General features: G+C 75.1%; 7 protein-coding genes. All 7 read right to left on the bottom strand.

What is annotated here, in order from left to right; genetic code table 11:
- Nucleotides 1–17 precede the first annotated feature (17 nt).
- From ACWD6N_RS20230 to ACWD6N_RS20260, 7 genes are read right to left on the bottom strand one after another with little or no spacing between them, the layout of a single operon-like run.
- Nucleotides 18–206: an MbtH family protein gene (locus tag ACWD6N_RS20230; RefSeq protein ID WP_450005046.1), complete on the bottom strand. Its 189-nt coding sequence runs from the start codon at nucleotides 204–206 to the stop codon at nucleotides 18–20.
- Nucleotides 206–1,159 (bottom strand): TauD/TfdA family dioxygenase, encoded by a 954-nt coding sequence (locus tag ACWD6N_RS20235; protein ID WP_450005047.1) that lies wholly within the window; start codon nucleotides 1,157–1,159, stop codon nucleotides 206–208. The genes ACWD6N_RS20230 and ACWD6N_RS20235 overlap by 1 nt, the downstream gene beginning before the upstream one ends.
- Nucleotides 1,160–1,182: 23 nt before the next feature.
- Nucleotides 1,183–6,642 (bottom strand): type I polyketide synthase, encoded by a 5,460-nt coding sequence (locus ACWD6N_RS20240; RefSeq protein ID WP_450005048.1) that lies wholly within the window; start codon nucleotides 6,640–6,642, stop codon nucleotides 1,183–1,185.
- A gap of 14 nt (nucleotides 6,643–6,656) precedes the next feature.
- Complete coding sequence (locus ACWD6N_RS20245) at nucleotides 6,657–10,184, bottom strand: amino acid adenylation domain-containing protein (protein ID WP_450005049.1); 3,528 nt, start codon at nucleotides 10,182–10,184, stop codon at nucleotides 6,657–6,659.
- Nucleotides 10,181–12,496: a lantibiotic dehydratase gene (locus ACWD6N_RS20250; RefSeq protein WP_450005050.1), complete on the bottom strand. Its 2,316-nt coding sequence runs from the start codon at nucleotides 12,494–12,496 to the stop codon at nucleotides 10,181–10,183. Before ACWD6N_RS20250 ends, ACWD6N_RS20245 begins: the two co-directional genes overlap by 4 nt.
- Nucleotides 12,493–15,558, bottom strand: coding sequence for a thioesterase domain-containing protein (locus ACWD6N_RS20255; RefSeq protein ID WP_450005051.1), 3,066 nt, complete (start codon nucleotides 15,556–15,558; stop codon nucleotides 12,493–12,495). Before ACWD6N_RS20255 ends, ACWD6N_RS20250 begins: the two co-directional genes overlap by 4 nt.
- A complete protein-coding gene (locus ACWD6N_RS20260) occupies nucleotides 15,555–19,073 on the bottom strand; it encodes an AMP-binding protein (protein ID WP_450005052.1) in 3,519 nt (1,172 codons plus the stop codon). The genes ACWD6N_RS20255 and ACWD6N_RS20260 overlap by 4 nt, the downstream gene beginning before the upstream one ends.
- Nucleotides 19,074–19,422 lie beyond the last annotated feature (349 nt).

Below are 19,422 nucleotides of genomic sequence, written 5' to 3' on the forward strand. Positions count from 1 at the left end.
CGCTGTGCTCCTCGCGCTCACCGGCTCGCCTCGCGTATCGAGCGGGGGCGCATGTCGGTCCAGACGGTGTCGATGTGCGCCAGGCACTCCTCGCGGGTGCCGGCGAAGCCGGCGTCGTGCCACCCCGCCGGGAGGTCCCGCTCGGCCGACCAGATGGAGTACTGCTCCTCGTCGTTGCGTACGACCAGGAATCGCGTTTCGGCCATCACTGCTCTCCAACGGTGTCGGGGGTGTGCGGTTCGGCCATCGCGACGGCGATCCTTCGGGCGCCGGTGAACGGCTCCCGCCCGTGCGCGGCGGTCATGTTGTCGACCACCAGCACGTCGTCGCGCTGGTAGTCGAATCGGACGCTGGCGGCCCGGTACGCGGCGCGCAGGTGGTCCATGACGTCGGCGGGGATCTCACCGCCGTCGCCGTAGTAGGTGTTCGACGGCAACCCGTCGGCGCCGAACATGGCCAGCAGGCCTTCCTGGATGTCCTTGGCCAGGCTGCTCACGTGGAAGAAGGTGGCGTGGTTGAACCAGCGGGGGGTGTCCGAGCCGGGCCGGTGGTGAACGGCGTCGCGGACCGCCCGGGTACGCAGCCCGTCGCGGCCGGTCCACTCCAGACTGATCCGGTTGACGGCCGCGTACGCCTCGACCTCGGGCCGGTCGTCGGTGCCGAACACGTGCTGCCAGCTGGCGCCGAAGTCCTCGTGGAAGTTGCGCATCAGCATCCAGCGGCGGCGGACGAACTCCTCGCGTACCGCCGGGTCGATCTCCCGGTAGACCTGTCGGATGTCGGCCAGGGGTGTGGCGCCCAGCGTCTCCGGCGCGGTGATGCAGTAGAAGAACAGCGTCAACGGCCAGCGCGCCTGGTACGAGTTCTCGTTGTGCAGGAAGATCTCTTCGTCCGGCGGGTAGTCGGTCGAGGTGTACACCTGGCCCTTGATGGCGTGCCGCGGCGAGGACCGTTCGGTGTAGGTCAGCGGCTCACCGGACAGCGCCCGGACCACCTGGTCGAAGCCGTCCACCCCGCCCACGTCGAAGCCGCGGAACAGCAGACCACCCCGGTCGGCGAGGGTGGTCCGCAGCTCGGCGCGGCGCTCGGCGATCAGCTCGGTCAGTGCCCGGCCGTCGGATTCGACGACCACGGGCAGCGTGGCGATCGTGTCGCTCATGGCTCTCCAGTCCTGATTTCTCGTCACGCGCGGGGCAGTCGCGGAATGGCGGGGATCGGTGCCGGGCTGGCCGGCTCGTCGGTGGTCGTGCCGCGCAACTCCTCGATCCGGGCGGCCAGCCCGGCCACGGTGGGGATCTCGAAGAGGCTGCGCATCGGCAGCTTCACCCCGGTCGCCCTGCGCATCGCCGCGATGAGCTGCACCGCGACCAAAGAGTTGCCGCCCAGGGCGAAGAAGTCGTCGTCGAGGCCGACCCGGTCCACCCCGAGCGCGTCCTGCCACACCCGGGCGATGGTGCTCTCCAGCTCGGTGCCCGGTGCGGCGCTGCCGTCCCCGACGCCGGGCTGGACCGGATCGGCGACCACGTCGTCGCCGGTGAGGTTGCCGGTGGTGACCCGCCCGGCTCGACGGCGGATGTCGTCCACCGTCCGCGTGGCGATGACCACCTGGGCGCCGAGGCCGGCGGTGAGGCTGCGACGGAACGCCTCCGCGCCGTCCACCGGCCGAATGTCCTCGGTCGTGGTCGGCGCGGCAGAGCCTCCGTCAGCGTCGGACGGTCCGGTCAGGCCGCCGGTGACCGCGCCCTGGTCGACCCGGCGCAGCACGAAGTCGCTGATCGCGACCAGCTCCCGGCCGTCCGGGTCGCGCAGCGACAGATCGGCGGCGACGACCTCGTCGGTGTCGCCGGCCCGGTGCCGCAGCTCGCTGGTGAACCGGGCCGGCAGCGGCCCCCGCACCACGATCCGGCCGTACGACATCGGCAGGTACGTGCCGCTGCCCTGACCCCGGCCGAACGCGGTCGCCACGTCCAGCAGCGCGGGGTGCAGGCCCCAGTCGGGCAGGTCGCCGACGGCCGCGGCGGGTGCCTCGACCACCGCCAGTTCGGAGCCGTCGGCCAGGTGATGCTCGCCCAGCGCCGTCCAGCGCGGCCCGAAGGTGAGCATGCTGGTCCTGCCCCGGCCGAAGGAGGCGTCGTCGTCCACCCGACGGCCGGCCGGAACGGCCGGGACAGCCGGTGGGGCCGGCTCGTCGGTCCAGCCGGCCGCGCCCCGCACATGGGTGCGCAGTCGGCCACCGGCCAGGCTCCGGACCGCGAAGTCCGTGCCGCCGTCGTCGGCCCGCGTCAGCTCCACCCGGTACTGGGCGACGGTGCCGTCGGGCACCGCGAACGGCTCCAGGAAGACCACGTCGCGCAGCTCCACGGCCGCTCCCGGGCCGGGAGCGGGCAGCGCGGACGCCACCGCGGCCCGCACCGACTCCAGGTGGGCGGTGCCCGGCACCACCGGAATCCCGCCGATCCGGTGCTCGTCGAGCAGCCAGTGGGTGCTGGCGGAGACCAGACCGTGCAGCACCGTCTCCGCCGGCCCGGTGACCTTCGTGGTGAGCACCGGGTGGTCGACCGGGCTCGTCACCGTGTCGCGGCCGGCCGCCCGGAACCCGGCCGGCGCAGCGGTCTCCACCGCCATGCCCACCTCGGCCCAGCCACCCCAGTTCTGCGACAGCACCGGGGCCCGCCAGCCCGCGCCGGAGCGGGCGTGCGCGTCCAGGAAGGCGTTCGCGGCGCAGTAGTCGACCTGCCCGAAGCCGCCGACCACCGCGGTGATGGACGAGCAGAGCACCACGAAGTCCAGCGGCAGGTCGCCGAAGACCTGGGCGAGGGCGAGGGTGCCGGCGAGCTTCGGGGCGAGCACCCGTTCCGCCTCGGCCCGCTCCTTGACCTCGGCCATCCCACCGCCGGGCAGACCGGCCGCGTGGACGATGCCGTCGACGCCGCCGTACGCGGCCGTCGCGGCGTCGCGGACCCGGCGCAGGTCGGCCGGGTCGGTGACGTCGGCGGCGAGCACCAGCACCTCGGCGCCGGCGGCCTCCATCCGGCGGATCGCCGCGATGGCCCGGCCGGCCCGATCATCGCCGTGCACGGCGAGGTGGTCGTCCCACCGCTCGCGCTCCGGCAGCCCGGAGCGGGCCAGCAGCACCAGCTTCGCGCGCGCCCGGGTGGCGAAGTCCTCGGCCAGGGTGATGCCGATGCCGCCGAGGCCGCCGGTGATCACGTACCGGCCGCCGTCGCGGAGCGCGCCCGGCTCCCCCTCGGCGTCGATCGTCACCTGCTCGACGTCGGCCACCCAGCGGCGGCCGCCACGCAGGGCCACCTCGGGCTCCCGGGGACGGCGCAGCTCGACGACCAGCGGGCTGGTGTCGTCGTCGGTCGGGTCCGCGTCGATGAGCCGGACCGCCAGCCCGGGCAGCTCGGCCGGGAGCACCCGGGCCAACCCGGCGAGGGTGGCGTGCTCCGGGCGGCGCAGGTCGTCGCCGCGCACGTCGCCGGTGCCGGCGGTGAGCAGGTCCAGGGCGAGGACGTGCTCCTCGCCGGTCAGCCCGGCGCCGGCGAGCGCCTGCACCAGGTGCAGGGCGCTGAAGAAGCCCAGGTCCTGGGCGGCCCAGGTCGCCGCGATGTCGGTGCCAGTCGGCGCGGCGTCCAGGGTGAACGCGTGCACCAGCCGGATCGGCGGTGCGGCGTCGGCGGTGAGCGCGGCGACCAACGCGTCGTGGTCGGCGCGTACACCGGGGCGCAGCCGGTAACCACCGTCGATGGCGGCGAAGGCGTCGCCGGGGCGTACCGGCACCGGGTCGGCACCGGCGGCCCGCAGGCCGGCGACCAGCGCGTCACCGCGCGGACCCGCCGTGAGGACCAGGCAGCGGCCCAACGACCCGGACGGCGGCAGCGGCGCGGCCTGCCGCCAGACCGGCACCGCGAACCACTCGGCCAGCGGTCGCGGCCCGGTCTCCACCGGCGCGGCGGCGACGGGCTGTTCCGGGTCCGGCTCGATCCAGTAGCGGCGGCGCTCGAACGGGTACGTGGGCAGCGGCACCCGGCGGGCCGTCGGGTCGGCGTCGACGCGCACCGGAAGCCCGGCGCACCACAGCGCGCCGGCGGTGGCGAGCAGGGCGGCCAGATCACCGGTGCTCTCCCCGGCGGCGGGCAGGCTGGCCAACGGGGTGAGCGAGCGCTGCTCCGGCGCGGCCTTCGCGACCTGCATCCGGGCCAGGCTGGCCAACTGCCGGCCGGGACCGCACTCGACCAGCTGCCACGTGCCGGCAGCCAGCAGGGTGGCCACGCAGTCGCCGAAGCGGACCGGCTGACGCAGGTGCGTCGCCCAGTATGCCGGGTCGATCGCCTGCTCAGCGGTGATCCAGGTGCCGGTGACGTTGGACAGGAACGGCACCGTCGGCGGGCGCAGCGGGACCGTGCCCATCAGCGCGGTGAACTCGGCGAGGATCGGCTCCACCATCGGCGAGTGGAACGCGTGCGACGTGCGCAACGCCTTCGACTTGCCCTTCAGCGTCGCGGCGAACGCCTCGACGGCGGCGGTCTCGCCGGCCACCACACAGGTGCCCGGGCCGTTGACCGTGGCCACCGAGAGGCCGTCGGGCAGCAGGTCGGCGACGACCGACTCGTCCAGCGCGACGGCGAGCATCGAGCCGGCGGGCAGCGACTGCATCAGCCGGCCCCGGGCGGCGACCACCCGCAGCGCGTCCGGCAGGCTCAGCACGCCCGCCACGGTGGCCGCGACGTACTCGCCGATGGAGTGGCCGATCATCGCGGCCGGTCGGACCCCGGCGGCCTGCCAGAGCGCGGCCAGGGCGTACTCGACGGTGAACAGCGCGGGCTGGGTGTAGCGGGTCTGGGTGAGCTTCTCCCCCGCCGCCGGATCCCGGCCGAGGATCAGGTCGCGCAGGTCCAGACCCAGGTCGGGGCGGAGCAGCTCGGCGCACTCGTCGACGACCGCGGCGAAGCGGGGCTGCTCGGCGTAGAGCTGCGCGCCCATCCCCGCGTACTGGGCGCCCTGACCGGAGAACAAAAAGCCTACTGTCGGGGCTGGACGGTCGGTCGATGGTTTCGGTCCGCGGAGAGGGGCACGGAGAGCGGCTGCTGCCGTGGGGAGGTCGGTGGCGACGACGGCGCGGCGGTGCGGGTAGGCACGGCGGCCGACGAACAGGGTGTGCGCGACGTCGGCGAGGTACGCGGGCCCGGCGTCGGCGGCGCCGTCCAGGTGCGCGGCGAGGCGTTGCACCGCCCCGTCCAGGGCGCTCGGGGTGGCCGCGCTGACCTGGAGCAGGTACGCCGGGCGCACCCGACGGTCCGTGCGGTACGCCGCTGGCGCCTCCTCCAGCACCACGTGGGCGTTGGTGCCGCCGATGCCGAACGAGCTGACCCCGGCCCGGCGGGGCCCGCCGTCGGTGTCCCACTTGGTGAGGGTGTTCGCCACGTAGAACGGGGTGTCGGCAAACTCGACGGCTGGATTCGGCGTCTCGAAGTTGATCGTCGGCGGGATCAGCCCGCGCTCCATGGCGAGCACCGTCTTGATCACGCTGACGATGCCGGAGGGCTGGCTGAGGTGGCCGATGTTCGACTTCACCGAGCCGATGCCGCACCAGCCCCGCTCGTCGGTGTCCCGGGCGTACACGGCGGACAGCGCCGCCACCTCGATCGGATCACCCATCGCGGTGCCGGTGCCGTGCGCCTCGACGTAGCTGATGGTGCGCGGGTCGACGTCGGCCATAGCCACGGCCTGGGCGATGGCCGCCGCCTGCCCGTCGATGCCGGGCGCGGTGAAGCCGACCTTCGCGGCGCCGTCGTTGTTGATCGCGTTGCCGAGCACGACCGCGCGGATGGCGTCGCCGTCGGCGATCGCGTCGGAGAGCCGCTTGAGCAGGGTCACCCCGGCGCCGCTGCCCCACACCGTGCCGTTGGCGGCGGCGTCGAACGGGCGGCAGCGGCCGTCGGGTGAGGTGAAGCCGTCCATGCCGAGGTAGCCGACGTGCGGCAGCTCGATGTTCACACCACCGGCGAGCGCCATGTCGCACTCGCCGTTGCGCAGCGCCTCGCAGGCCAGGTGGAACGCGACCAGCGACGTGGAGCAGGCGGTGTGCACGGTCAGGCTCGGCCCGCGCAGGTCCAGCCGGTACGACACGTTGGTGGCCACATAGTTCGGCGAGTTGCCGGTGGCGATGGAGACCGCGGAGTGCGGGTTGCCGCCGACCCGCCGGTTCCGCAGCACGTTCCGGTTCAGGTAGATGTTGCCGCCGGTGCCGGCGTACACGCCGATCGCGCCGTCGTAGCGGGTCGGGTCGTAGCCGGCGTCCTCCAGCGCCGTGTGGCAGGACTCCAGGAACAGGCGGTGCTGCGGGTCGGTCAGCTCCGCCTCCCGGCCGGTCATCCCGAACAGCGTGGCGTCGAACTCGTCGTAGCCGTCGACCAGCGGAGCACGACTGACCCAGCCCGGGTCGTCGACCTCCTCCACGGTCGCGCCCCGGGCCAGCTGCTCCTCCCGGGTCAGCTCGGTGACCGACTCCACCCCGTCGATGAGGTTGCGCCAGAACTCGTGCACGTCGGCCGCGCCGGGCAGGCGCGCGGCCAGACCGACGATCGCGATCGGTTCGATGCCCTCGTCGGGCAGGTCGGCTGCGGTCGGGTTGCTCATCAGGTCGTCCTTCGTCACGCAGTGCCGCCGGGGCGGCGGGGAGGGATACGGCGGGTACGGCCGCGGCGGGCGGCGGCGCGCAGAGCGGCCCGCGCCAGCTCCGGGCGGTCGGCGGCTCCGTCGAGGCTGGCGGCGAACGCCCGGATGGTGGGGTGGCGGAACAGGTCGAGCATCTTGATGGACCGGCCGGTTGCGGTGGTCAGTCGGGCGTGGACGGCGGCGAGCGCGAGGGAGTGCCCACCGATGTCGAAGAAGTTGTCGGTCACCCCCACCCGGTCGCGCTCCAGCACCTCCCGCCAGATCCCCGCGACCAGCTCCTCGGTCTCAGTGAGTCCGTCCGGGCCGGCGGGCACCAGCGCCGGCGGGTCGCCGCCGGCCACCGTCATCGCGCCGAGCTGCGGCACCCGCACGGTCGGCCGGGGCAGCGCGGCGGCCACCTCGCGGGCCGGCGTGTCCGGTGCGCCGGCCAGCGCACCCACCAGCTCGGCCAGGTCGGCGAGCAGGTCGTCGATACGAGTGGCGTCGAACAGGTCCGGGTTGTAGACCACCTCGACGCCGGTGCGGCCGTCGGTCTGCATTACGTAGACGGTGATGTCGAACGGCGAGCCCGGTTTGGGCACCGGCACCGCCTCGGCGGTCAGCCCGGTCAGCGTCAGCCGTGGTGGCGCGAAGTTGAGCACGTTGAACAGCACCTGCACCAGCGGCGCGCGGGCGGTGTCCCGGCCGACGCCGAGCGCCTCGACGATCCGTTCCAGTGGCGCCCCGGGATGGGCGGTGGCCTCGTGCAGCTCCCCGGAGCACCGGTCGACCAGCTCGGCGAAACTCGCCCCGCCGGTACTGACCCGCACCGGCACGGTGTCGATGAAGAAGCCGATCACGTCGTCGAAGGCGGCCAGCCGCCGGTCGGCGACGATCGCGCCGAGCACGTGGTCGTCACCGCCGGTGAGCCGCGCGATCAGCTCACCGAACGCGGCCAGCAGCACCGCCGCCACGGTCGTGCCGCGCCGCTCGGCCAGCTCGCGGACCGCGCGGTCGGTGTCGGCGGGCAGCCGGACGGCCGCCTCCGCACCGGCGTAGGTCTGCACGGCAGGTCGGGGTCGGTCCCGGGGCAGGTCCAGCACCGTAGGGACGCCGTCCAGGTGCGCCGTCCACCAGGCCAGGTCCGCCGCGCCGCGCAGCCGGTCCCGTTCGGCCCGCCAGACCGCGTAGTCGGCGTAGCGGGCGGGCAGCTCCGGCAGCGCCGGCGGTTGGCCGGCCACCGCCTGGGCGTACCCGGCCGCGAGGTCGTCGTAGCAGACCCGTTCGGACCAGCCGTCGAAGACGGCGTGGTGCCAGGTGGCGGCCAGCACGTGCTCGGCCGGGCCGAGCCGGTAGACGGTCACCTGCCAGGGCGGCCCGGTGGCCAGGTCGAAGGGGTGCGCGGCGCCGGCCGCGAGCATCCGGGTCAGCTCGGCCTCCGGCTCGGCGCCGCCGGTCAGGTCGACCACGGGCACGGCCACGTCGGTCGGCTCGGCGCAGACGGCGTACGGCACGCCGGCGGTCTGCGGGATCCGCCAGCGCAGCACGTCGTGCCGCTCGGCGACGGCCCGCAGCGCCGCCCCGAGCGCGGCGGTGTCCAGCGGGCCACGCACCCGGTGCGCCACCGCGATGTTGTACGGCGCGCTGGACGGCGCGAGCTGGTCGACGAACCAGAGCCGGCGCTGAGGTGGGGAGAGGGTGGGCGGGTTGCCGGTGCGCAGCCCGTCCCCGCCGCTCGGCGCGGCGGCCACCCGCTCGACAAGCCGCCCGAAGGTGCGCTCGGTGAACACCGCACGAGTGTCGAGCTGCCGGCCCAGCTCGGCGCGGAGCGCGGCGACCAGGCGCATCGCCGCGATGGAGTTGCCACCGGCGGCGAGGAAGTCCGTCGCCGGCTTGGGTGCCGCGCCGAGCAACCTGGTCCAGATGCCGGCCACCGCCGCCGCCACGGAACCGTCCGGCGTGGCCGGACCGGTGGCGGTGGTGGCGGTGTCGGCGGGGGCCGAGGGGAGGAGCACGGCGGCGGCCAGCGCGCGCAGCGCCGGCCGGTCCAGCTTTCCGCTGACCGTGCTGATCGGCAGGGCGGCGCGACGCAGCACCCGGGCCGGCAGCATCGCCGCGGTCAGCCGGCTGCCGGCGTACGCCCGCAGCCGGGCGTCGTCGAGCGCGTCCGCAGGGGTGAGGAACGCGACCAGCTCGACGCCGTCGGGGCCGGGCACCGCCTCGACCGCGACCCCGGTCACCCCGGGCAACTCGGCCAGCACGGCCTCCACCTCGCCCAGCTCGATGCGCTGGCCACGGATCTTGACCTGCCGGTCGGCCCGCCCGAGGTAGGCGATCCGCCCGTCCGGGTCGAGCCGGACCAGGTCGCCGGTGCGGTACAACCGCTCGCCGGGCAGCCCGGAGAACGGGTCCGGAACGAAGCGCTCGGCGGTCAACGCGGGCCGGCCCAGATAGCCGTCGGCCAGCCCCGGCCCGCCGATCAGCAGCTCACCGATCTCCCCCGGCGGCACCGGGTCCAGCGTCACGTCCACCACGTACGCCCGGTGGTTGGGCAGTGGCCGGCCGATCGGCACCGGCTCGGTCTCGGTGGCGCTCAACGGGCCGCTGACCGCGAGCACCGTCGTCTCGGTGGGGCCGTAGCCGTTGAAGAATCGACGGCCGGGCGCCCAGCGGGTGGCCAGCGCGACCGGCACGGCCTCGCCGCCGCACAGCACCGTGCGCCAGGCGGGCAGCTCCGCCGGGTCCAGCATGGCCAGCAGGGTGGGCGTGATGAAGCCCCAGTTGACCTCGTGCGCGGCCATGAACCGGGTCAGCCGAACCGGGTCGGCGCGGTCCTCGACGCCGAGCAGTTGCACCGTGCCGCCGAGCAGCAGCGGCACGAACAGGTCCATGGTGGCCGCGTCGAAGCCGAGCGACGCGATGCCGAGGCTACGGACGCCGGCGTCCGCGCCGGTGAGCGCGACCACGCCGGTGAGGAACTCGACCACGTTGCGGTGGCTGGTGAGCACGCCCTTGGGTCGACCGGTGGAACCCGACGTGAACAGCACGTAGGCCGGATCGCCGGGGCGGGCCGGGCAGGGCGCGAGCGGGGCCGGGCCGGGCAGTGCGAGCGTGTCGACGCCCGGCACGTCGCCGAACTCCGCCTCGGCGGCGTCACCGACCACCAGGGACACGCCCGCGTCGGCGGCGATCCCGCGCAGCCGCCGACGCGGGCCGCCCGGCTCCAGCGGCACGTAGCAACCGCCAGCCAGCAACACCCCCAGAACGGTGGCGACCAGTTCCGGACGGCGGGTGCCGCACACCCCCACCCGGCTCTGCCGGTCGACGCCCCGGACGCGCAGCGCGGCAGCCACCCCGGCAGCCCGGGCCACCAGCTCGGCGTAGGTGAGCCGGCTGTCCCACTGGCGCACCGCCACCGCGTCCGGGGTGCGAGCGGCCTGCGCGATCACCAGCTCGGCGAGCGTCGCGTCCGGCCAGGACAGCGGCTCACCGGCCACGGCGCTGATGGACAGGATGTCGGTCACCCGTTCCCCCCGGGGTAGCTGCTCGGATCGATGACTTGCAGACGCAGCTCGCTGACGGTTCCGCGGCCGTGCACATCGGTCACCCAGCTCTCGTCAGGTGCCGGCAACAGCTCGGTGACGACGACCGCGACGTCCAGCCCGGTGCGGGCGGCGGCGTCGACCATCGCGCACAGCGACTGGGCGTGCAGCGGCCCGGTGAAATCGACGTAGCAGGGCTTGACCTCGGTGCCGACCTTCACGAACACCCGCTCGGGCAGGCCGAGCCGGGCCCGCCACCGGCGCACCGCGAGGAACCGCTCGGCCTCTCCGGTCACCCCGACCAGGCCGCTGTCCGCGACGGTGGTCCGCCAGGTCCGCCGGGCCACGACCAGCCGATCGATGGTGATCCTGGGCGTGTGCGGCGCCGGGTCGAGCAGCTTGAAGGCGTCCACCAGCAGCGAGCCGAGCAGGTTGGCGAACACTTCCACCAGCGGCCACCGGCTGCCGTCGGGCAGCACCGCCGTCAGCCGGTCGCCGGCCGGCACCACCCGCACCTCGGTCGCCGGGACCAGCCGGTCCACCTCACCGCCGCGAGCGGTGTCGATGCCGAGCTGCCGGTCAGCCGGGCCGGTCAGCCCGTACGTGGTGCGGGTGGTGACCCGGGGGAAGCCCTCCGGATAGAGCACCCGCACCCGGGCCGGGCCCAGGTCGGCGTCCAGCCCGGCGCGCAGCGCCGCCGCGTCCGGGTGGAACGGCACGAAGACCGCGCTGTCGAAGGTGGCGTTGGCCGGGTGCAGCTCACCGAGCACGAGCAGGAACTCGCCACGGTTCAGCGCGGCCAGGTCGACGGCGCTGATCTGCACGTCCGGGCTGTGGATCCGGGCCGACGGCCAGCCTGGCGCGTCCGCCGGGAACACCCGCCGTGCCCGCTCGGCCAGCTCCGTGCCCCGCAGCCGCAGCCGCAGCTCAGGCTGCCCGGTCGGCAGCGCGGCCAGGTCGAACAGCTCGGCCCAGCGGGCGGTGAAGCCGGCCCCCGCGGCGGCCAGCGGCCCGTCCGGGGCGACCAGCAGCCCCTGGGCCAGTGACCAGATGTCGGCCAGCCGCACCGGCCCGTCGGCGCGCAGCTCCTCGTAGAGCTCGGCGAGGAGCCGCTCGCAGGCGGCGCCGATCTCGGCGGTCAGCCACCGGGCGGCCTGGAGCAGCACGGCCAGCGGCGCGGCGAGGGCGTCGAGCACCGCCGCGCCGACGGTGACCTGGAGGTCGCGGGCGGTCTCCTCGTAGACGACGGTGCGGCCGGCGTACATCTGACCGGCCTGCCGGGTGGCGGGCCGGCCGGTGACCGCGGTGAATTCCTCGTTCAGCGCGGCCAGCGCGGCGCCCAGCCGGTCCGCGTCGCCGGCCGCCGCGGCGACCTCGTCGCGGGCCGCGCAGAGCCGGTCGAAGCCGGCGCTCACCTCGGCGCGCAGCGTCCGGTCGCCGATCGCGGCCAGCCGATCGCGTAGGACCTGCTCGGCCCGAGGGCTGATCGGCAGGCCGGCGTCCCAGGTCAGCAGGCCACGCTCGACCAGCCGATCGAGCTGCAGGAACGCGTCGTCGACAGTGCGCAGGCCGGCATCGCCGTCGGCGTGCACCTGCTCGGCCAGCCGCACCGCCGGGGTGCGCCCGTCGCAGCGGGCCAGCAATCGCGCCTCCAGAACGGACATCTCCACCGGCGGGTGCAGCGGCCGGTGCAGCAGGCGGCCCACCACGCTCAGGTGCGGCGGCAACGCCGGCGCCCACCAGCGGCGCACGGCCGGGTCGTCGGCGAGCCGGTCGGCGTACGCGATGAGCGCCCACGCCTCGAAGTGCACCTCCCGCCTCGACAGTGACGTCGGCCCCGGCCGCAGCCGAGTGGACGGGTCGGTGCCGTCGAAGGTGCCCCAGCACACCGGGCCGAAGAAGCCGATCGTCTCGGCCTTACCGCAGTAGCGCTGCCAGTAGCGCAACAGACTCAGCTCACGCTTGCGCCGCCGGACGTTGCGCACCGTGGGGTCGGTGTGCAGCAGCCCGTCCAGGGCGATCAGCATCTCCGCGTTCTGCCAGGTGACCGCCTCGCGTAGCAGCGGGTCGGCGGCGATCCGGCCGGCGGCGGCCGACCCGTCGGCGAGCGCCTCGGCGAACGCCTTGTCGAACACCTCGGCGGCGACCTCACCGGCCAGCAGCGCGTCGGCGGCGTCGGCGGCGTCCGGGGCGGCGAAGGCGTCCAGCCCGACCGCCGGGAACCCGGCGGTGCGCAGCACCACGTCGCGCGACACCGACCAACCGGTCTCACCGAGCGGCAGCCGGTGGCTCATCGGGCCGGCTCCGGCTCGGCGGCGTCCACGATGTGCAGCCGCAGCTCACTGAAGTAGCGCCGGCCGGCGGCGTCGGGCACCCAGGCGTCCTCGGGGGTGGGCAGCATCTCGCTGACCACCAGGGTGACGTCGTCGCCGCCGTCGCGGCGGGCCGCCCGGACCATCGAGCAGACCAGACTGGCGAATGCGGGGCTGCTCAGGTCGACGAAGCACGGCTTGGTCTCGGTGCCGAGCTTGACGTACACCTGCTCGGGCAGGCCGAGCCCTCGCCGCCAGTCGCGCACCGCCAGGTAGCGGGCCCGGTCGCCGGTCACCGTGGCCAGGCCACTCTCCCCCACGGTGGTACGCCATGTCTGCCGGGCCACCACCAGTCGGTCCAGCGTGATCCGGGGCGTGTACGGCGCGGCGGCGACCAGCTTGAACCCGTCGACGGCGTGGGTGCTGAGCAGGGCCGCGCAGACCTCGGTCAGCGGCCAGCGCTGCCCGTCGGCGGCCGTGACGACCAGTCGGCCGGCCTCGTCGTGCACGGTGAGCGTGACGGTGGGCAGCACCCGCTCCTCCTCGGCGCCGGGCGCCGCCGCGAAGGCCAACTGCCGGTCGGTCGGGCCGGCCAGCGACTCGGCGACCCGGCTGGTGCGCCGCGGCCAGTCGGTCGGGTAGAGCAGTCGGATCCGACGTGGGCCGAGGTCGGCCGCCAGCCCGGCGCGCAGCCGCTCCACGTCGGGGTGCGACGGGGTCACCGCGTAGGTGTCGAACGACGGCCAGGCGGCGTGCAGCTCACCGAGCACCACGGTGTACTCGCCGCGGGCCAGCGCGTCCGCGTCGGCGGCGCAGATCTGCAGGTCGGGGCTGTGCAACCGGGCGTTGGACCAGTGTGCCGCCGGCGTCGGGAACGCCTCGTCGACCCGGGCGGCCAGGTCTGCCACGTCCAGCCGGACCTCGGTGGCGCCCGACGGCTGCTCGGCCAGGCCGAACAGGTCGGCCCAGCGGGCGGCGAACTGCGCGGCGACGGCGTCCACCGGCCGCTCCCCGGTGCCCCAGAACAGGCCCTGCACCAGGAACCACAGGTCGGACAGGGCGACCGGACCGTCGCCCGCCTCGGCGCGCAACTCGTCGTACAGCTCGCGGAAGACCGCGCCGTACGCCTCCTCCAGCGCGCCGGCCAGCCAGCGGGCGGCCCGCAGCAGCACGGCCAGCGGCGCCGCCAGCTCGTCCAGCAGCGGCGCGCCGAAGACCACGTCCAGGTCCCGGCTGGTGTCCTCATAGCAGAGTGTGCGGCCGGCGTACATCTGCCCGGCCCGCCGTCGCGGCGGCTGCCCGGTCAGCTCGGTGAACGTCTCGTCGAGCGCGTCCAGGGCGGCCCGCAGCCGGTCCGGGTCACCGGCCGCCGCGGCGACCGCGTCCCGGGCGGCGCACAGCCGGTCGAGGCCGACCTGGGCGGCGGCCCGGGCCGGGGCGTCGCCGATCGCCGCGATCCGCTGGCGCAGCACCTCCTCGGCGTGCGGGGTCACCGGCAGCGCGGCGTCCCAGGTGACCAGCTCCCGCTGCACCAGTCGGTCCAGCAGCTCGTACCCGTCCTCGGGTCGACGCAGCCCGATGGACGCGTCGGCGATCACGTCGCGGGCCGGGCGACGGCCGTCGACGGCGGCCAGCAGCGCCGCCTCGACCGGGGACAGCGGCACCGGCGGCCGGGCCGGACGAAGCACCTCGCGGCCGGCGAGGCTCAGGTGCGGGGCGAGCCGGGGTGCCCACCACCGGCGCACCGCCGGGTCCGCGCCGATCCGCTCGGCGTACGAGGCCAGCGCCCACGACTCGAACCACACCCAGCGGCGGCGGGTCAGTGCCGCGCCCGGGCGCACCTCGGCGGCGGCCGGCAGGTCAGGGTCGATGGTGACCCAGCAGCTCGGCCCGAAGAAGCCGATGGTCTCGTTCTTGCCGCAGTATCGCTGCCAGTACTTCAGCAGCGCCCGTTCCCGCTCCCGCCGGCGCACGTTGCGGGTGGCCTCGGCGCCACCGCGGACCAGCCCGTCCAGGGCGGGCAACGCACCCCGGTTCTGCCAGGTGATCGCCTCCCGCAGCAGCGGGTCCGCGGCCAGGTCGGTCAGCCGACCGGCGCTGGCGAGCAGGGCCTCGTCGAATTCCTTGTCGAACTGCTCGACGCCGGCGCCGGTGACCAGCAGCTCGTCGGCGGCCGCGGCGGCCTGCGGTGCGGCCAGCAGAGTCAGCCCGTCGGCCGGGAACCCGGTGCTGCGCAGCAGGGCGTCGCGCCACACCGACCAGCCGGTGTCGCCCAGCGGCACGCGGTGCCCGCCGGCCTCCGGGGCGCTCCCGGCGACGGCCGCGCGCAGGTCGGCGCGGATGGTGGCGGCCAGCGCGGGCAGCGCGTCGTGCAGGAAGAAGTGCCCGGCGTCCAGCTCGTGCAGGGTGAAGCCGGCGGCGGTGTGCTCCCGCCAGGCGGCGCTCTGTTCCCGGGTCACCGCACGGTCGGTGCGGCCGCTGAACGCCACGATCGGCACCGGCAGCGGCGCCTCGGGCCGGTAGCGGTAGCCGTCCACCCGGTCGAAGTCGGCGCGCAGCAGCGGCATCAGCAGCTCGACGAGTTCGGGGTGCTCCAGCAGCCCGGCGGGGAGCCCGCCCCCGGCATCCAGCCGGCGCAGCAGCTCGGCGTCGTCCACCCGGGACAGTCCGTCGAAGACGCTCGGCTCGCTGACGTGCGGTGCGCGGGCGCCGCCGACGTAGAGGCGCAATGGCAGCGGCCGGCCGGTGCGGCGCAGCTCGCGGACCACCTCGAAGCCGACCCGGCCGCCCATCGAGTGCCCGTAGATGGCGTACGGCCGGTCGGCCCGCCCGGCGATGGCCCGGGCCACGTCGGCGATCTGGAATCGCGGGTCCTCGCTGATCCGGTTCTCGCGGCCGGGGAGCTGCACGGGCAGCACCTCGACGTCGGGGCCGAGCCGGTCGGGCCAGTGTCGGAACGCGCTGGCGCCGGCACCGGCGTAGGGCAGGCAGAACAACTGCACCGGTGCCGGGTCGCGGCTGCCGGCGGAGATGAACCAGTTCACCGCACGCCTTTCTGAGGGGGGTCGATCCAGTACCGCTGCCGCTGGAAGGGGTAGGTGGGCAGCGAGGTTCGCCGGATGGTGCCGGCGGGATGCAGGGTGGTGAGGTCGACGTCACGCCCGGCCACCCAGGCGGCGGCCAGCTCGCGCAGCGGCCCGGGTGCGCCGGCCACCCGCGCGTCGGTGGCCAGCAACTCGTCGAGGGCGGCGAGCGCGCCGGCCGGGTCGGTGGCCACCACGGCGGCCCGGTGGCGGAACGCGCGCCGGCCCAGCGCCAGCGTCGCGGCCGCCTCGGCCAGCGCCGGGGTGGTGCCGGCGAGGTGCCGCCGCAGCCGGGTCAACGCCGCCCGCAACGCCACCGGGGTACGCGCCGACACCGGCAGCAGGTGCGCCCCGGCCGGCGGCGGGTCGACCGGCTCGGCCGGCGGGGCCTGCTCGACCACGACGTGCGCGTCGGTGCCGCCCAGCCCGAACGAGCTGACCCCGGCGACCCGGCGCGGCGTGTCCGGCCAGTCGCGCACCTTGGTCGGCACGTAGAACGGGCCGGCGGACAGGTCGATCTCCGGGTGCGGGCGGGTGAAGTGCAGGTTCGGTGGGATGATGCCGTGCTGCACGGCGAGCACCGCCTTGATCAGCCCGGCGATGCCGGCGGCGGCGTCCAGGTGGCCGATGGTGGTCTTCACCGAGCCGAGCGCGCAGGTCTCGGCGGGCGCGGCGCCCTCGTACACCTCGTGCAGCGCGGCCACCTCGATGGCGTCGCCGAGCGGCGTGCCGCTGCCGTGCGCCTCGATGAAGCGGACCTCGCCGGGGGCGACCTCGGCGGCCGCGAGCGCGCCGGCCACCGCGGCGGCCTGGCCGGCGGGCCCGGGAACGGCGTAGCCGGCGCGGTCCCCGCCGTCGTTGGTGACCGCCCAGCCGGGCAGGACCGCGTAGATCCGGTCGCCGTCGGCCTGCGCGTCGGCGAGCCGGCGCAGCGCCACCGCCCCCACACCGGAGCCGAAGCCGGCCCCCTGGGCGGCCTCGTCGAACGCCCGGCAGCGGCCGTCCGGGGAGGCCAGGCCACCGGGGGTGTGCCGGTGCCGCGGCCAGGTGACGCTCACCCCGCCGGCAAGCGCGATGTCGCACTGGTAGTCGGCCAGGCTCTGCGCGGCGAGGCAGACCGCCACCAGTGAGCTGGAGCAGGCACTCTGCACGGCCACCGCCGGCCCGGTCAGCCCCAACCGGTACGCGACCTGGCCGGGCAGGTGGTCGGTGAGCTGCCGACCGACCAGCCGGGCCTCCCAGTCGTCCGGGTCGACGTCGCCGACCACGGCCGGGTTGTCCATGAGGTGGAACAGGAAGTAGCGGTTGACCGAGGTGGCCGAGTAGACCCCGACCAGACCGGGGAACCGGTCCGGGTCGTGACCGGCGTCCTCCAGCGCCTCCCAGGCCGTCTCCAGGAAGAGCCGGTGCTGTGGGTCGGTGCGGGCCGCCTCCCGGTCGCCGAAGGCGAAGAACTCCGCGTCGAAGTCGGCGACCCCGTCGAGCCGGCCGGTGGCCTTGACGTGCCGGGGGTCGGCGCGCAGCCCCGGGCCGACGCCGAGCGCTGCCAGCTCCTCGTCGCTGTGGTCGTGGATGGCGTCCACCCCGGCGCACAGGTTCCACCAGAAGGTGGCCACGTCCGGCGCCTCGGGGAACCGGCCGGCGAGACCGACCACGGCGATCTCGTCGCCGGTGTACTCCCGCGCGCCGACCGGCGCGGCGGGCGGGCCGGCGGCAATCGGCGGCACGGCGGGCAGGGTCGACGCCGTGGCAACCGGCGTCGGCGTCGGCGGCGTGGTCGGTGCCGGCGGGTCGACCAACCGGGCCTGGGCGGCGACGGTCGGGTGGTCGAACAGCCGCAGCAGCGGCACTGCCACACCGAACCGTTCGGCCAGCCGCTGCTGCACCTGGCCGAGCAGCAGGGACTGCCCGCCGACGTCGAAGAAGCTGTCGGTGCGACCGACCACGTCCCGACCGAGCACGGCGCACCAGATGTCGTGCACGACCCGCTCGGTCGGGGTGGCTGGCCGGTCCCCGGGCGGCACCGCCCGGGCCGGGTCCGGTAGCGCCCGCTCGTCGACCTTCCCGCTGGTGGTCAGGGGGAACTCGGCGACCGGTACGACCGCGCGGGGCAACGTGTACTCGGGCAGTTGCCGGGCCAGGGCGGCCCGCAGCGCCGCCGGGTCCACCGGCGGCCCGACCGGCCGGACGTACGCCAGCACCTCGCCGTCGCGGACGATGGCGCGCACCTCGGCGATGCCCGGCTCGGCGGCGAGCACCGACTCGATCTCGGTCAGCTCGATCCGGAACCCGCGCACCTTGACCTGCCGGTCCAGCCGGCCGAGGCAGCGCAGCTCGCCGGTGGGCAGCAGCTCGCCCAGGTCGCCGGTGCGGTACACCGGCACGCCGTCGGGGTCGTGGCCGAACCGGTCGCTGGCCCGGTCGAGGTAGCCGGGGGCGAGGTGCCGGCCGCGCACGACGATCTCGCCGTCCGGCGCCAGCCGCAGCGCGTACCCGGGCAGGGCGGTGCCGATCGGCAGCGGGCCGGTTGCCGCCGGGTCGACGTCGGCCAGCGGCAGCGTGTGCCGGGCGACGAAGGTCATCTCGGTGGCCCCGTAGCCGTTGACCAGGACGCAGCCCGGGGCGAAGCGACCACGGGCGCGGGCCGCGTCGGCGTAGGTGGCCTGCTCGCCGCCGAGCAGCACCACCCGGACCCGGTCCAGCCGCTCGACGCCCGGGGTGTCCAACAGGTGCCGGTAGACGGTCGGGGTGGAGTGGTAGACGGTGACGCCGTGCCGGGCCAGTTGGTCGACGGCGTACGCCAGCCCGTGCCGGCGCAGGTCGACCGGAACGACGGTGGCGCCGGTGAGCAGCGCCGGGTACAGGTCGGGGATTGCCGCGTCGAAGCTAAACGAGGCGAGCAGGCTCAGCCGGTCGTCCGGCCGCACGGCGAGGAGGGCGATCTGGTTGTCCACCACGTGCGTCAGGTTGCGGTGGCTCTGCCCGACCGCCTTGGGCCGCCCGGTGGAGCCGGAGGTGAACAGCACGTACGCGAGCGCGTCCGAGGCCACCGGCACCGGCCGCAGCCGCGCGGGCCGCACGTCCACGGCCGGAACGACCCGCAGGCCGGGCCGGTCGGCGGCGAGCCGACGGGCCAGCTCGGTGTGCTCGCCGCCGCAGAGCAGGACGGTGACGTCGGCGCCGTCGAGCAGGTGGCGCAGCCGCTGCTCCGGGAAGCCGGGGTCGAGCGGCACGTAGGCGGCACCCGCGGCGAGCGTGCCGAGGATGGCGGCGATGGTGCCGGCGCCGTGCGCGGTCAGCAGGCCGACCCGGTCACCGGGCCGAACGCCGGCCGCGGCCAGCAGGCCGGCGTGCCCCCCGGCCAGGCCGGCGAGGGCGGCGTAGTCGAGCGGGCCGGTGTCGCCGAGTACGGCGGGATGGTCGGGACGAGCGGCAGCGGCATCGCCGAAGCGATGGATCAGCGTCGAGGTTCCCATTTCAGGACGCGTGCACCGGTCCACAACAGACGGGCGCGCGGCAATCAACAGTCTTGATCATGATCCCCCCCAGGACGTCACAATGGAACGAGCATAGGGTTCGATGGCTGCCGGGAAAGATCATCGATTAGAGTCAAGCCAAAGGGTCGACTCGGGCTCGGACGAGGGACGACGAATATCGTCCGATCATCCCCCTGGCGCAACGGTGAATTTTCGCCTAACACGTCTGCCAGCGGCCAATTTTTCGGCACATTGTTTCTTGCGTGGTGGAATTTCCCGCTCAACACAATGGAATCGTGTGCTCGACGGCCCATTCGTCGGATGATCGACACCGGTTCGCGGGGCTACG

The organism is Micromonospora sp. NPDC005163 (assembly GCF_053599835.1).